This is a genomic window from Oceaniferula marina, assembly GCF_013391475.1.
Classification (GTDB): Bacteria; Verrucomicrobiota; Verrucomicrobiia; order Verrucomicrobiales; family Akkermansiaceae; genus Oceaniferula; species Oceaniferula marina.
Genome location: NZ_JACBAZ010000021.1, coordinates 1 through 14,517 on the forward strand (window position 1 = coordinate 1; position 14,517 = coordinate 14,517).

General features: G+C 52.8%; 13 protein-coding genes. 7 read left to right on the forward strand and 6 right to left on the reverse strand.

All coding sequences use genetic code 11. From position 1 onward, the window contains the following. The coding region (locus HW115_RS18735) for a hypothetical protein (RefSeq protein WP_178935003.1) at nucleotides 1-432 on the forward strand (432 nt) is incomplete at its 5' end. Between the two features lie 15 nt (nucleotides 433-447). Further along, nucleotides 448-597, forward strand: coding sequence for an RHS repeat-associated core domain-containing protein (locus tag HW115_RS18740; RefSeq protein ID WP_178935005.1), 150 nt, complete (start codon nucleotides 448-450; stop codon nucleotides 595-597). On the opposite strand, the gene HW115_RS18745 is transcribed toward HW115_RS18740, so the two are convergent. The 3 genes from HW115_RS18745 to HW115_RS18755 all read right to left on the reverse strand — a co-directional run bounded on the left by HW115_RS18745 (nucleotide 594) and on the right by HW115_RS18755 (nucleotide 3,344). Continuing rightward, entirely contained in the window at nucleotides 594-941 is a 348-nt protein-coding gene (locus tag HW115_RS18745; RefSeq protein ID WP_178935007.1) for a hypothetical protein, read from the reverse strand. The genes HW115_RS18740 and HW115_RS18745 overlap by 4 nt on opposite strands. Before the next feature lie 139 nt (nucleotides 942-1,080). Next, nucleotides 1,081-2,055: an MDR family NADPH-dependent oxidoreductase gene (locus HW115_RS18750; RefSeq protein ID WP_178935009.1), complete on the reverse strand. Its 975-nt coding sequence runs from the start codon at nucleotides 2,053-2,055 to the stop codon at nucleotides 1,081-1,083. A 26-nt stretch (nucleotides 2,056-2,081) separates the two neighbouring features. Then, nucleotides 2,082-3,344 (reverse strand): Glu/Leu/Phe/Val family dehydrogenase, encoded by a 1,263-nt coding sequence (locus HW115_RS18755; protein WP_319609418.1) that lies wholly within the window; start codon nucleotides 3,342-3,344, stop codon nucleotides 2,082-2,084. Nucleotides 3,345-3,828: 484 nt separating this feature from the next. Here HW115_RS18755 and HW115_RS18760 point away from each other — a divergent pair, with 484 nt between their 5' ends. Next, nucleotides 3,829-4,356, forward strand: coding sequence for a DUF456 domain-containing protein (locus HW115_RS18760; protein WP_178935011.1), 528 nt, complete (start codon nucleotides 3,829-3,831; stop codon nucleotides 4,354-4,356). 298 nt (nucleotides 4,357-4,654) lie between these two features. Here HW115_RS18760 and HW115_RS18765 read toward each other — a convergent pair whose 3' ends face one another. Both HW115_RS18765 and rph read right to left on the reverse strand, forming a co-directional pair. Continuing rightward, nucleotides 4,655-5,353, reverse strand: coding sequence for a type IV pilin protein (locus HW115_RS18765; RefSeq protein WP_178935012.1), 699 nt, complete (start codon nucleotides 5,351-5,353; stop codon nucleotides 4,655-4,657). Nucleotides 5,354-5,629: 276 nt separating this feature from the next. Beyond that, nucleotides 5,630-6,409 (reverse strand): ribonuclease PH, encoded by a 780-nt coding sequence (gene rph, locus HW115_RS18770; protein WP_178935014.1) that lies wholly within the window; start codon nucleotides 6,407-6,409, stop codon nucleotides 5,630-5,632. Between the two features lie 42 nt (nucleotides 6,410-6,451). Here rph and lpxK point away from each other — a divergent pair, with 42 nt between their 5' ends. After that, nucleotides 6,452-7,678 carry a tetraacyldisaccharide 4'-kinase gene (gene lpxK / locus HW115_RS18775; protein ID WP_319609419.1) on the forward strand — a complete coding sequence of 409 codons (1,227 nt, stop codon included), beginning with the start codon at nucleotides 6,452-6,454 and terminating at the stop codon, nucleotides 7,676-7,678. A 208-nt stretch (nucleotides 7,679-7,886) separates the two neighbouring features. Here the strand turns inward: lpxK and HW115_RS18780 are convergent, their stop codons facing one another. Continuing rightward, nucleotides 7,887-8,372: a hypothetical protein gene (locus HW115_RS18780; protein ID WP_178935018.1), complete on the reverse strand. Its 486-nt coding sequence runs from the start codon at nucleotides 8,370-8,372 to the stop codon at nucleotides 7,887-7,889. Nucleotides 8,373-8,739: 367 nt separating this feature from the next. Here HW115_RS18780 and recJ point away from each other — a divergent pair, with 367 nt between their 5' ends. From recJ to HW115_RS18795, 3 genes are all read left to right on the forward strand, one after another. Then, nucleotides 8,740-10,446 (forward strand): single-stranded-DNA-specific exonuclease RecJ, encoded by a 1,707-nt coding sequence (gene recJ / locus HW115_RS18785; RefSeq protein WP_178935020.1) that lies wholly within the window; start codon nucleotides 8,740-8,742, stop codon nucleotides 10,444-10,446. 2 nt (nucleotides 10,447-10,448) lie between these two features. Next, nucleotides 10,449-12,482 carry an ATP-dependent DNA helicase RecG gene (recG, locus tag HW115_RS18790; protein ID WP_227021671.1) on the forward strand — a complete coding sequence of 678 codons (2,034 nt, stop codon included), beginning with the start codon at nucleotides 10,449-10,451 and terminating at the stop codon, nucleotides 12,480-12,482. A gap of 257 nt (nucleotides 12,483-12,739) precedes the next feature. After that, nucleotides 12,740-14,317 carry a carbohydrate porin gene (locus HW115_RS18795; protein WP_178935022.1) on the forward strand — a complete coding sequence of 526 codons (1,578 nt, stop codon included), beginning with the start codon at nucleotides 12,740-12,742 and terminating at the stop codon, nucleotides 14,315-14,317. Nucleotides 14,318-14,517: the final 200 nt, after the last annotated feature.

Consider the following 14,517-nt stretch of genomic DNA (forward strand, 5'->3'; position numbering starts at 1 on the left):
GCTAGATTAGAGCGTTTTACATACGCAGCCAGTACGGTTGTGGAGGTGTCAGGAAATCAGGATAAACTGCTTTGGTATAAGTATACAGAAAAGCAGAATTATTGGGGGTCATATGAAAAAGCAAAATTTAGAATGTATACTCCTAAAGTGTCCGACGACGAAGAATTGGAATCGCAACGTTATTGGTATTTTTCGTGCGATTGGGATAAAGCAGATGGAGGCCCCACCAAAATGGCTATACCTATAACTGACAGGGCATTACACTATTCCTTTTTGTTAGGTATTGAAAGTGATGAAAAAATTTCAAGTTTGGACTTTAAGAAGTTGCTTGAAAAAATTAGAAATAAAAAAAGAGAGGAAGCAAGATCGTTGAAAAAGGAAAAGAGAGGGGGCAGTCCTGAAGGCAGAGAGGGTTCGGCGCGTGAACAGTGAATCTTCAAGCAAGCCATGATGAAAACTTCAAAACCCGGGCTCAACTACTACGCATACAGGTATTACGATCCGGTGACTGGGAGGTGGAAGAGTTGGGATCCAATTGAAGAGAAAGTCGGGTTGAATGTGTATGGGTTTGTTGGGAATGGTGAGCTCTTCTGTTAGCGGCAGTAGCTGATGCTGCCATAAGGGCTGCGGTAGGTGATCCGGGTGTGTGAACTGTGGCGGTACTGCGGCCGGTGATGGCTGTAGTGATGCTTTTTGTGGTGCTTGTGATGTTTGTAGTGGCTGCGGCAGCGGTGCACGACAGGAACCGAAACATAGCGGTAGACTGGACGATGATAGCAGTCGTACCTGACAATCACGCGCCGCTTGTAGATCGGGCAGCCACAGGCGCTGTGACCGCAGCGGTAGGTGTAACCGGTGCCGCAATGGCCGTGGGCGGCTTGGGCATTCTGGGGCAGGGCAAAAAGGACGACGCTGGCAAGTGTGATCAATAAGTATTTCATCGTTAGTGAATCGGTTGTTCGTATCCTTCGACGGCACGTGGTCGGATGCTATTCAATGCTGAGGGGATTTTTTCGCAAAAAAAATGGCGGACCACTGGGGTCCGCCATGGAAAAGGGGGAAGAGCAATGGCTAATCCGCTCAAGACATGGTGATCAGCACCTTGCCGTCCCGTTGGTCTTCCTGGGCACGGGTGAGGGCCGTGGTGATCTCACTGAGCGGGTAGCTGGAGTCGATTGGCTGGGCCAGTTTTCCTTCGAGCATCCACTGTGCGAGTTGGGCGTAGATGGTTTCCACCTTGCTTGGATCTTCGGCTTCCATCCACTTGGTGACCCAGAAGCCATGAAGTTGGATGCGTTTGAAGATCAGGAATTTGTTGGGCACCTTCAGGCTGCGTCGGCTCATGGCACCATAAGTGACATGGAAGCCTTGCGGGGCGAGCACATCCATCAGGCGAAGCGCGCTGTCGCCGCCAACGGCGTTGAGGGCAAGTTTCGGGGCTTCACCGGCGGTGATTTCTTTGACTTTCTCCGCCACATCGTTGTCGTCGATGAGGACGTGGTCGGCTCCAATGGCTTCGAGTTCAGGCACAAGTGATTCCCTCCGCACCAGGTTGATGGTGCGCAGGCCAAGCAATTTGGCGATTTGGATGACGCAGGCTCCGACGCCTGAGTTTCCGGCATTTTGGATGACCCACGAGCCTTTCGGGAGTTCGATGAATTGGGTCAGCATACACCAGGCGGTCAGGGGGTTCACCTTGAGCATGGATGCCTGGTCGGCCGGCGTTTCTTTTGGAATTTTGAGCACCGCGGACTCGGGGCAAACGACTTCTTCGGCCCAGGTACCGACGTGTTCGATCAGGATCACCCGGTCACCGGCCTCGAACTTCGAGCTTTGGCTTTCGATGATTTCGCCGCAACCCTCGATTCCCGGAATGGCGGGAAGCTCGGGGCGGATACCGTAGATACCTTGAATCAGGTTGATATCGGCGGGGTTGATGGGTGAGGTGATCATCCGGACCCGGACGCTGTCGGCTTGGAGTTCCGGAGTGGGGGATTCCTTGATGCTGGTCACTTCGGTCGGTTGACCGAATTCGTTGAATGTGGAGTGTAACATAGAGTGTGATATTGGGTTGGTGGGGTTTAGGGAAAGAGACCGCGGATGGATTTGGTGGCTGCCACTTCACTGATGCCGAGTGCGAGAGCCGACACCCGGTGCGGGGTTTTGTTTTGCTCGGAGAACCAGATCACTTTTTCAAAGGCCGTTTCGAGTTTGGTTTCGAGTTTGGTGATCACTTCTTCTTCAGTCCACTGATAACGCTGCAGGTTTTGAACCCACTCGAAGTAGGAAACGGTGACACCTCCGGCATTGCAGAGAATGTCCGGGATGAGGAAGATGTCATCTCGCTGCTCGATGATGGCATCGGCATTCGGTGTGGTTGGGCCGTTGGCGCCTTCGGCGAGCACCCGGCATTGGAGCTGCTGGGCATTTTTATCGTTGATGACACGCTCCAAGGCTGCCGGGACGAGTGCATCGCAAGGTTGGATGAGCAAGTCGTCTGGATCGATGGGGGCAGCATCTGGGAATCCTATCACGCCGCCGGTCTTATCGGCGTATTCCTTGAGTTTGTCCACATCAATTCCAGCTTCATTCCAGACTGCGCCAGTGACGTCAGAGATACCCCGGATACTCACTCCGTAACGCGAAAGGGTGCGGGCCGCGTGATAGCCGACGTTACCAAAGCCCTGGATAATGGCACTGGCATCCTTTTCCTTGATCTTTAGTTTGGAGAAGGCTCGGGTGATGAGGAAAGCCACGCCGTGACCGGTGGCCATGTCTCTGCCCTGGGACCCTTGAAGTTCAACCGGTTTACCGGTGACGATGTCGGGTGCCAGGTAGCCTTTATGGGTGGAATAGACGTCGGTGATCCATGCCATGGTCTGGGCATTGGTGCCCATATCGGGAGCCATGACATCGGTTTCCGGGCCAATGAAGGGGAGGATTTCGGTGGCAAAGCGGCGGGTGACACTTTCCATTTCGTGTTCGCTCATTTGGCGCGGGTCACATGAGACGCCACCCTTGCCGCCACCGTAGGGGAGGTCCATCAGGGCGCATTTCCAGTTCATCCACATCGCCAGTGCGGCGACTTCACCAAGATTGACATCCGGGTGGAAGCGTAGCCCACCTTTGACTGGTCCTCGGGACAGGTGGTGCTGGACGCGGTAGCCGAAAAAGACTTCGGTTTCCCCGCTGTCCCGTTGAATGGGAACGGTGACAGTGATCAGCCGTTTTGGCCATTTGCAGCGTTCACGAACGGCATTGTCGAGTCCCAGAAAATCAGCCGTCCGGTCAAACTGACTGGCGGCCATGGCGAATACTTTATTGCGCATCAAGTCCTTTTTCACACTGGTACTCTCTACCCCATTTTTCCGTTATGACGAGGAGAATTTCCAAGGGAATGGATGATTTTTTCAGTGTGGAATGCATGGGGGCTTGCCACCAGTACACATGCGTGACGATTTCGCTTTGGATTGTACATTATACCACTCCGCAAAACAGATGAGACGATTGAAAGTTTTAAAGCTGTGAGGAAATGCACTTCGTGGTCTACCAGAGTTCCGGATAAATTTCTGTTCTGGCTGCGTTTCTCCTCAGTCATGGTGCCCGCACCATTCCATCGTCGCGCCTTGCCAAAACAGAAATTTATCTCGGCAATCGTCCCGTCTGTTTTGCTACTTGGTATTATGCCACTCCCTCGTCGCGTTTTGCCATCACAAGCATGGATCTTGGCAACCGTGCTGTCTGATTCGCTCCTTGGTGTCAGAAGGTTGAAGGTTGCTTTTGTCTGGAATCACTTGCAAGATGATCGGACTGGTTTAGGAGTGGCGCGTGATTGATTATTTTCAGAATTTGGACTACGGCGTGGCGTGGACGGGTTTGGCCTGGGTGGTGACCTCCTGCCTGCTGGTGCTTGGGTTTATCGGCACCTTGGTTCCGTTTTTACCCGGGCATTTGATCCTCTTTTTTGCGGCGATTGCCCATCGTCTGATGCTGGGTGCCGAGTCGGGTGTCGAGTGGTGGACTTTTGTGGTGTTGGGAGTGCTGCTGACGGTCTCGCAGGTTCTTGAATTTATGAGTGGGGCGGTGGGAACGCGCTGGTTTGGGGGAAGTCGGTGGGGCGCAGCCGGAGCCTTGGTTGGTGGGATTGTGGGTCTTTTTTTTATGCCTTTTGGTCTGATTCTCGGACCTTTGATTGGTTCGATGTTGTTTGAGTTTTTATTGGCGAAAAAAGAGGTCAAACCTGCGACGGTTTCAGGGATTGGGTCGGTGCTGGGCACGGTGGCCGGTCTGCTGATCAAAATGGTGGTCGGGGTGATGATGATCGTTTGGTTTATTGTGGATGTGATTTGGGTATAGAGGACAGATGGAAGATGGAAGAAATGGGATTGGCTGATATCTGGTGGCAAATTTTAGTTGAAGTTTTGCTTCGCAAACGTGGGATCGGGTGATGGTCGGTTGAGTGTGCACCGCCCTGTAGCTTGGCGGGGACACGCCACGATTTGGCTGCTTACCTTCCGATCATTGGAATTTTTCAGGGCCAGAGGAAGGGCGGAACCGGGTTGTTTTACCGCACAAAAAAACCGGAGAGGTTGCCCTCTCCGGTTTGAGTTGGATTCTCGTTAAGAATAGGTTGATCCAGTTGTCAGCCTAATGACTACTTACCCTTCTTGCTTGGGTAGAGTGGCTGGGGAGCGGTATCGTCCCAGACTGGGTTTTGAGTGGCGAAGATGTCAACTTGTGAGTTGTTGACGGTGGTTCTTGCCTGGTTGGATGTTTTGTCGACGCGGTACTGTTTAACCGATCCGTCGATCCGCAGCACCATCATCTTACCGCCGTAGATGTCCTTGTCGAACAGCATGGCAGTAGGAGCGCCACCGCTGGACATCAGGGGAGCGGCCAGAAGCGGACGGGAGGAGTTACCTCCGGTCGACTGGTCGTCGATGTAGAGGAAGCCCACTTCACCGTTGTCCAGGGCGTTGTTGTAGTCGTTGCTTTCGTTGCCGACATCGCCGTCAGGCTGCTTGGAGAAAGCGGTTTTGGCGTAGAAGTTCTCCTCGGAGGTGACGTTGCCGTTCAGGAACAGCTGTCTGAGCACATCGTTGGCAGTGTTGCCGGATGCACCGAGGCCGGCGCTGTCAGCGGAATCAGGGAAGAAACCGTAATCCTGGTCAAATTCGAACAAAGCCAGGTGCAACTGCTTGGCGTTATGCGTAGCGGTTGCCATGTCGGCTTTCTTCATTTGTTTCAGCACCAGCGGTGTAGCAAATCCTGCCAGAGCGGCAATGATTGCGATCACCACGAGAAGCTCCACCAGCGTGAAGCCCTTGTTTATGTTCTTTCGAGTTATGTTCATGGTATTACTTTGTATTACTTGGTTTATGTTAATGTAACGTATGTTATTTATTTATGTTATACGTCAGCACAGCGACTGTACACACCATTGCGAACAGTCGCATAACTGACAGTTAAAGGTAACGCGTGGCCATTGCTCCGCAAGGTAAAAAACGGATTTACATCAAAAATAGAGCGTACAAGCGTTTAAAATGTAAATCAGGTATAGACACCGTAAATTCAACGACTTGTGCGTTGCATACGTCAGTCGGGGATGACGGCTTTTGTTGCCGTGATTTTAATGGTTGATGGCATCCACCAGGCTGGCCAGATCTCCCGGGCTGGCTTGATCGGCATCGAGGATGGCTTGTTTTTGTAATTCGGTGATTTCGCTGACGCCTTTGCGTGCGAGATCGAGCATGGCATCCATTTGCTCGGAGCTGAAAACGGCCTCTTCGCCGCTGCCTTGGACTTCGACAAATTCGTGGTCTTCGGTCATGACCACGTTGAAATCCACGCTGGCATGTTTGTCCTCCGGGTAGTCGAGGTCGAGGATGGCTTCGTTTTGGAAGATGCCGGCACTGATACCGGAGATGAGTTTTTTCATCGGGAAAGTCCTGAGTTTTCCTTCGGCGATGAGCTTATTGAGCGCAATGGCTACGGCGACACAGCCACCGGTGATCGAGGCGGTGCGGGTGCCTCCGTCTGCCTGCAGCACGTCACAATCGAGCCAGACCGTGCGGTGGCCGAGGGCTTTCAGGTCGACAACGGCGCGTAGGGAGCGGCCGATCAGGCGCTGGATTTCAGATGAGCGGCCGTCGATTTTTCCGCGGGTGATATCGCGTGCTTTGCGGTCGAGGGTGGAGTAGGGGAGCATGTTGTACTCTGCGGTCAGCCAGCCTCCGCCGACTTTTTGCATTTTCATCCAGCGTGGGATGTCTTCCTGGATGGTGGCGGCGCAGATCACGCGGGTGTTGCCAAAGGAAACGAGCACGGAGCCGGTGGCGTGGGGGGCGATACCATGCTGGAAGGAAATCGGGCGAAGTTGGTCATAGGAGCGGCCGTCGGGACGAGTCATGATTTGAGTTTGAAGTTTGAAGTTTGAAGTTTCAAGTCCCGAGTGTATAAGCTTCTGCCAGTGAAGGAAACCTTGGAAGAATTTGAGCAGTGGGGTGCTGACGTGATTTTTGGTCGGGCCCGCGGGTTTCGGGCAACGATGATGCGCTTGCTGCTTTGGATGCTTTCCGGGCTGTTTCGGCTGGCGGTGAAGTTACGGCTTCGGCGTTACCGGAGCGGGAGCAAGCAACAGGCGTATTTGGGGATGCAGGTGGTGAGTATTGGCAACCTGACGGTTGGGGGGACGGGGAAGACTCCGGTGGTTGAGTTGTTTGCTCGTGAGTTGGAAAAACGTGGCCGGCGTCCTGCGATTTTGAGTCGGGGGTATAAAAGTAAAAAATTGAAGCAGGTTCAGGAGTGGGTGAGTCGCGAAAATGGCCAGGTGATTCCGGAGGAGAGTATGCCCAAAGTGGTGAGTCAGGGAGGTGAGCCGATCCTCAAGGTGAAGTATGCCGGGGATGAACCGTGGATGTTAGCGAACAATCTGCCCGGAGTGTCGGTGGTGGTGGATAAGGACCGGGTAAAAGGAGGCCGTTTTGCGATGCAGGAGTTGGATGCGGATATGTTGATTTTGGACGACGGCATGCAGTATCTCGATTTGGCACATTCGATTGATGTGGTATTGATTGACCAGAATGCGCCGTTTGGAACCGGGCAGATGCTTCCCCGGGGGACCTTGCGTGAGCCGGCCCGCAATTTGTGCCGGGCGGATTACATCTTCATCACCAAGTGTGACGGCAGTTCCAATGCCCGCTTGATTGAGCGCATGAGGAAGCACAACCGCCATGCTGAGATTATCGAGTGCACCCATGGCCCCCAGTATCTGGAGGATTTATTTTCAGGGGAGCAACTTCCTTTGGAGTTTTTGAAAGACAAGTATGTGGCTGCCATTTCCGGTATTGCCGTACCGGAGAGTTTTGAAAATCTGCTCAAAAAGCTGGGAGCCCAAGTTGAATTTCACCGGGTATTCTCCGACCACCACAACTTCAACCAGAAGGATATCGATGGCTTTATGCTGCGCTGTATCCGTCGTGATATCGATATGATTGTGACGACCGAAAAAGATGCGGTGCGGTTTATCAAACCGACGGAACTAGACGTACCGGTTTATTTTCTTCGGATTGAAGTGGATATTCTCGAAGGGCAGGATGTGTGGGAGCGGTTGGTAGGCCGGATCTGTGGTCAAAAGCCAGTGGCCGACCCTTTATTAATGAGGCAGATGGCAGGTTAAGGGCTTATACCACTCCGTAAAACAGACGAGACGATTGATCATTGTTGAGGTATTTGGAAGAGCACTGCGTGATCCATGAGAGTTCCGGATGAATGACTCCTTTGGCTTTGTTTCTCCTTAGTCATGGTGCCCGCACCATTCCTTCGTCGCGCCTTGCCAAAGAACTCATTCATCTCGGCTATCGTCCCGTCTGTTTTACTACTTGGTATTATTTGACGATGGCTTCTTCGAAGCCGAGGTTTTTGGCGAGGTTTTTGGCACATTTGGCCCGGATTTCGGCCAATTTTTTTCGGCTGGGGTGGGTGTCCTTGCCTTCACTTTTGATTTTGAGGACCTCGATCAGGGCATCGGCCTGTTGTTCGACCAGTTGTGTCATATTGAGCAGCATTTGGAATCCCTCTTTTTCTGATTCTCCCGCTTGGGGCATGCATTTTTTATAGATACCGATGATGGCTCCGGTTCCTCCTTTGATACCGCCTGCATCGAGAGCGGCGCGTTGGAGTTCTTCGGGGTTTTCGAGGTTGGCGTCGGCAATGCGTCCGAGAGCAACGTGGGCGTTATATACGGCCATGGCACCCAAGCCGCCAATGGCGGTGCAGGCGGTTTGGGATAGTGGTCCTTCTTCTGGATCAGCCTGACTGATAGATGTGGTCAAACAAAGGCAGGCAAGGGTCAATGCGGCGATGATTTTCATAATAATGTTTTGTGTAGGTAAATTGCAGATTAGGTAGCTGCATTCTTGCGAGCAAGTACCAATTTATGATGGCCCTGGCAGGTCGAATACACTGGGGACTAACAGCCTGCGGAGCCGACAGGTTGCCCTGAAGAGGGGTTACAGGATTTTTTTAGAAGGTAGCGATAGATTTTGGGCAAACCTTGATCTTTGAAAATTAAAAATCCTGTCCATCCTGTCAGCGCCGCAGGCGTCACCGAGATAATCTCCCTAATCTAGGAGCCCTGATGGCGCTGGCCGGAGGTTCCGTCGAGGATCACGGGATCAAAAAGACTAACTGATTTTTCTATCCTTGTGGTTGTTCTCATGGAGAACTAGCTTGGGTGGCATGAGTCATTTGGAATCACAGTGGATCCTGGCGGAGGTGCCGGAGATTCCCCCCGAGGTCGGTAGGGGGATGCCTGAAATTTTGGTCAGAATGCTGTTGCAGCGGGGGGTTGAGCCGGACCAGATGGAAGCTTTTTTACATCCTCGCTTGAGACATTTACAAGATCCGTTTCTATTGCCGGAGATGCAGGCTGCTGTGGATCGGATCCTATGCGCGGTGGACCGGCATGAGCGGATTTGTGTGTATGGTGACTACGATGTGGATGGAGTGACATCGGTGACCTTGATGACCGAGGTGTTGGCGGCATACGGTGCCCGGGTGCGTAGTTTTATTCCAAGGAGGGGGCCGGAGGGCTATGGTTTGAACCAGGCCGCCTTATCGCGCTGTATGCAGGAAGGGGCCATGCCAGACTTGATGGTCACGGTGGATTGTGGCACCGCGTCGGTGGATGAAATCGCGTATCTCAAAGAGCAGGGGGTGGATGTAATTGTGGTGGACCATCACGAGTTGCCACCAGCGGGCAAGCCGGAATGTGTGGCGGTGGTTAACCCGAAATGTGGATCTGACACGGATATCGATTTTAGCTATCTTTGCGCTGCGGGGGTTGTATTCAAACTTGCACACGCCCTCTTGAAGACGAGGCAGTTGGAGCACTTTGATTTGAAGAATTATCTGGATCTCGTGGCGATGGCTACGGTCGCCGATATTGTTCCATTGGTGGAAGAAAATCGATTGTTAGTGAGGCATGGACTACGTTTGATGGAAAATACCCATCATGATGGCGTCAAGGCTTTGTTGGAGGTGGCCCAGGTCAAGGGGCCATTGACCAGTGCGGATGTCGGGTTCCGGATAGGACCTCGGATTAATGCGGCCGGACGTATGGACCAGCCAGAGGAGGCCCTAGCTACCTTGCGGTCAAAAAACATGGATGAGGCCAGGCAGTGGGCGACGCGTCTGGATGTTCATAACCGTGAGCGGCAGAGTGAGGAGCAGCGTATTCATCGGCAGGCCTTGGAGTGTCTGGAATCGGGTGGCTATCAGGACGATCCGGTGATTGTTCTTGGTTCCCGTGACTGGCACCCCGGTGTGGTCGGGATTGTGGCATCACGGATGATGCGTCGATTCCACAAACCAACGTTTATTATTGCGATTGACGAAGAGGGCATGGGCAAAGGCAGCGGTCGGAGTATCGGCGGGGTTTCGTTGATGGATGCCATCAATGCAAACCGTGATTGTCTCGAAGCCGGTGGAGGCCATGCCATGGCTGCGGGCATCAGCGTGCACGAAGATCAGATTGATTGTTTCCGTGAAGGCTTTTCCAAATATGTGTTAGAACATGTTGATGTCAAAGATCGCCTGCCTCGTTTGAATCTGGATGTGGAAATTGATTTTTCCGAATTGTCGTTGGATTTCCTCAACAGCTACGAATTGCTACAGCCTTTTGGCTCGGCCAATCAGGAGCCGATGTTTATGACACGTGAGGTTTATTTGACCGAGTCTCCGAGGGAGTTGAAAAACCATCACCTTAAGCTTTCGATGAAGCAGAAGGATTGCTGGCAAAGTGCGATGTTTTTCGGTGCCGGTGAGCGGGCATTGCCTCCACAACCATGGGACATTGCTTTTACAATTAACCGGAATGTGTTTCGTGGTCGGGTCAGTTTGCAGGTGGTGATCCAGGATGTACGCGCGCATCGCAAAGAAGACTGAAGATGGATCCCATTCACGCCAGCGACCGACTCGAAGGATTGGGGCTGATGTCTGCCAAGGATGTGTTGGCGTATGCTTCGGCAGGGGTCGAGACGGTTGCCGACTTATTGGATCGCTTTCCGAAGCGTTACGAGGACCGTCGTCGCTTTGATGCTTTTCCGGTTCAGGCGGGCAGTGGATCCTTGTGCCTGCGTGGGACGGTGGTCGATACCAAGGTGAAGCGTTTTGGTGGTCGGAAATCGTTTTTCGAGGCTGTGGTGTTTGAAGCGGGTGACGGGATGCTTTCTTCCAATAAAATCGTCTGCCGCTGGTTTAACATGCCATGGATGAAGAATGTGCTGGCGGCGGGGCATGAGTTGGTTCTTTTTGGCAAGCCCAAGGAGTATCAAGGGATGATGGTGATGGATCATCCGGATTTTGAAATTGAGGAGGGCGGGCAGCATGAGTCGGTTCACCTCGAACGTATTGTGCCGGTGTACAAAGGGGGCGGTGGTGTGGCACAGAGGAGGCAGCGCGAGTATGTATTCCATGTTCTCGAGCATATTGAGCTGGAGGGGCTCGCTGCTGAGTATGAGGTGGATGCCACCTACCCGAGGCATGAGGCATTGCGCGAGGTGCATTTTCCCAAGACGATGGAAGAGGCCGAGGCTGCCAGGCGGTTTTTTGCGCTTGAAGAGTTTTTCCGAATTCAGCTGAGTGTGGTTTGGAAGCGGGCGCGCTTGCGAGCCTTGCAGGGGCGGGTGATGGGGAGGAAGACAGCGTTGTTGACGGCATTTTACCACAGCCTTCCCTTTGATTTGACGGATGCCCAGAAGCGAAGTGTTAAAGAGATTCTAGCGGACATGCGGGCGCCTCAGCCGATGAGTCGTTTGTTGCAGGGGGATGTGGGGAGTGGTAAGACCTTTGTTGCCATGTGTGCGATGTTGCTGGCGGTGGATTCCGGTGCTCAGGCTGCGTTGATGGCTCCAACCCAGATTCTTGCCGAGCAGCATTACCTGACGTTTAGCCGCTGGTTGGAACCGATGGGGTTGCGTATTGCCTTGATGACGGGTTCGCGAAAAGAGCTGGAAGCATGCGATGGTGAGCCCCAAATCATTATCGGAACCCATGCCTTGCTCTACGATCATGAAGCATTTCAGGATCTCGGTTTGGTGATCATTGATGAACAACATAAATTCGGGGTGGACCAGCGTGCCAGATTGATTGCTCAAGGCGTGATGCCGGACACCCTGGTGATGACGGCAACTCCGATTCCCCGAACCTTGACTTTGACCTTTTATGGTGACCTTGATGTTTCCATTTTGGATGAGCGCCCGGCAGGTCGGGGAGAAGTCGTTACCGCGCTTCGCAAGCGGCCAAAGGTCTCGGATATTGCCGCCTTTCTCAAGCAGCAGCTGCATGCTGGTCGGCAGGCGTATTTGGTTTACCCGCTGGTCGAAGAAAGTGAGGCGCTTGATGCTGCGGCAGCGACGGTTGAGTTTGAAAAGTGGACGAAGCGCTTGCGGAAGTTTCGGGTTGGTCTGCTGCATGGTAAAATGCCAGCTGATGAAAAAGAGAAGGTGATGGGGGCCTTCCGTGATGGAGAGACCGATGTGCTGGTATCAACGACTGTGATTGAAGTGGGGGTGGATGTTCCCAATGCGAACGTGATGGTCATCCATAATGCCGAGCGCTTCGGTCTAGCCCAGCTACACCAGTTGCGTGGCCGGATTGGCCGGGGTGAGCATAAAAGTTTCTGTATTTTGCTGACCGATGGTAAGTCGGAGGAGGCGATGGAAAAGCTGCAAGTGATGGTCGATACTTCGGACGGTTTTAAAATTGCCGAAGCCGATTTACGTTTGCGTGGCCCGGGCGATGTTCTTGGCACGGCACAGAGTGGGGTCAGCGAACTGAGGTTTTTAGAATTTCTAGCAGATACGGCGTTGATTCGTGAGGCGAGGGAGCTTGCCGAAAAACTTATGGCCGAAGATCCAGGTCTGGCTCGACATCCCGGTTTATTGGCTGCGATCGAAGAGCGTGACCTGAGTGGGGCGTGACCTGCCCAGAGCGAATACACTGAGGGCTAACAGCCTGCGGCGCTGACAGGAGTCACATGATTGAAGAGGATTTACAGGATTTTTTTATAAATAAGCGATAGGTTTTGGGCAAACCTTGATCTTTGAAAATAAAAAATCCTGACCATCCTGTCAGCGCCGCAGGCATCACCGAGATAATCTCCCTAATGTAGGAGCCTTGGTGACTTGCCCAGCATTTTTTTGCTGACAGTTTTCAGATCTTTCGCTAGGTTACCTGTATGTCTAATAAATCGCTCTTTCTTCCGTTGGGGATGTTGGCAGCCATGGCCTGCCCGCTAGTGGCTCAGGAGGCCGGTAATGATCAGGCCGCCTTGATCCGTCAGGAAATCCAGCAAATGCGCCAGGAATACGAGGCCCGGATCAAACAAATGGAAACACGGATTGCAGAGCTTGAGCAGGAACAGAAGGCTGTTGCTTCGGCCCCTGCAGCACCTGCTGCCGCGGCAAGCCAGTCGGTTCCACCGCACAGCCACATTGCTTCGTCGGGATCGTCAAGCGGAGGAGCCAAAGCCGGTATCGCATCGACGGATGTGGTGGTTCCGGAAGGGTTTAAGTTTGAAGACGTGACCAAGGGCTTTACCTTTAATGGTTACTTTCGTGCTGGTTACGGGGTGAATAGCGAGGGAGACACAATGGAGGCGTTCAAGGCTCCGGGGGCTGGCTCGAAGTATCGTCTGGGTAACGAGGCGGAAACCTATGTGGAGACCGATTTTGGTTATACCTTTCCGGAGCTGGACCTCTCACCAGGCACCGAGTTTGCGGTTCACTTCATGCCGGCGTTTGTTTTGGCGAATTCGCGGGATGACGCCCGCAGTGATATCTCGGTGCGTCAGGCATATGGAACAGCGAAGGGTGTCTGGGATGCCCAACCCGAAGCGATGTTCTGGGCTGGTCAGCGGTATTACGATCGCTTCGATGTGCATATGACCGATTTCTATTATCTGGACATGAGTGGTTTCGGCGGTGGTGTCGAGGGCATCGATCTTGGTATTGGTAAACTCGCGGTTGCGTGGTTTGGTGGTAGCATCGATGATTATTCCTCTGATGCATCCGAGGTACTGAAGGAAACCAATAACAAAAACAGTTTGGATATTCGTTTGTCGGATATCGATGTTCCCGGAGGTAAGGGGATGGTCTGGTTAGATCTTGCGCATTCGGATGATTTGTCTCGGCCCAATGGCAACAATGTGAATGTTGATTCATCCACGGGAGCAGCAGTTGGACTACTGTATGAAACGGATGTGATCTGCGGTGGTCGCAGCCGGACCATGGTGCAGTATGGTGTGGGAGCTGCGGGCAACTTTCGATCGACTCAAGCGGACTACTCATTCTTGAGTTTGCCGGACGATATGGACCCGGCCTTGGAGGTGGATCCGGATGATGCCTGGCATTTTCGATTGACCCAAGACATTATCTATCAGCCCAATGAAAGTTGGGGGATGCAGGGGACCTTTGTTTGGGATGAAGTGGATGTTGGTTCGGCGGCTGATTCGAGGAATAGTTGGATTTCCGGAGGTGCCCGTGCGCAGTATAATCTGAATGATTACTTTAGCTTGGCATTGGAGGCCGGTGTGGATCACGTCGACACCTTTGATGGCGTCAATGGCAACCTCTACAAGGTGACGTTTGCTCCCCAGATTACGCCGGGAAGGGATGTGATGTCGCGCCCAGCACTACGCCTTTTTGCAACGTATGCGACTTGGGATGACGATTTGGAAGGTTTCGTTGCTCCTACGAGTTATGGGATGGACACCGATGGTTTCTCCTTTGGTGTGCAGGTGGAAGCCTGGTGGTAATACCATTCTCCCGGTGATTTTATCGGAATGGAAAAATAGTGAAGAGCTTGAGATGGGCGTTAGTCAGCGTAGCTGATGGGAATGAAAAGCGGTATTTCTTTGGCTTGATTTCGGCGTTTTTCCTCAGTCATGTAGCTCGCTACATTCCTTTGTCACGCCTTGAACTCAAGGCCAAACGAACACCGCCATTCCGACAAACG

Coding starts and splice junctions, on each gene's coding strand:
- HW115_RS18795 (WP_178935022.1), top strand. CDS start 12,740: ATGTCTAATAAATCGCTCTTTCTTCCGTTGGGGATGTTGGCAGCCATG.
- HW115_RS18765 (WP_178935012.1), bottom strand. CDS start 5,353: ATGAACATAACTCGAAAGAACATAAACAAGGGCTTCACGCTGGTGGAG.
- HW115_RS18780 (WP_178935018.1), bottom strand. CDS start 8,372: ATGAAAATCATCGCCGCATTGACCCTTGCCTGCCTTTGTTTGACCACA.
- recJ (WP_178935020.1), top strand. CDS start 8,740: ATGAGTCATTTGGAATCACAGTGGATCCTGGCGGAGGTGCCGGAGATT.
- HW115_RS18745 (WP_178935007.1), bottom strand. CDS start 941: ATGAAATACTTATTGATCACACTTGCCAGCGTCGTCCTTTTTGCCCTG.
- HW115_RS18740 (WP_178935005.1), top strand. CDS start 448: ATGATGAAAACTTCAAAACCCGGGCTCAACTACTACGCATACAGGTAT.
- rph (WP_178935014.1), bottom strand. CDS start 6,409: ATGACTCGTCCCGACGGCCGCTCCTATGACCAACTTCGCCCGATTTCC.
- HW115_RS18750 (WP_178935009.1), bottom strand. CDS start 2,055: ATGTTACACTCCACATTCAACGAATTCGGTCAACCGACCGAAGTGACC.
- recG (WP_227021671.1), top strand. CDS start 10,449: ATGGATCCCATTCACGCCAGCGACCGACTCGAAGGATTGGGGCTGATG.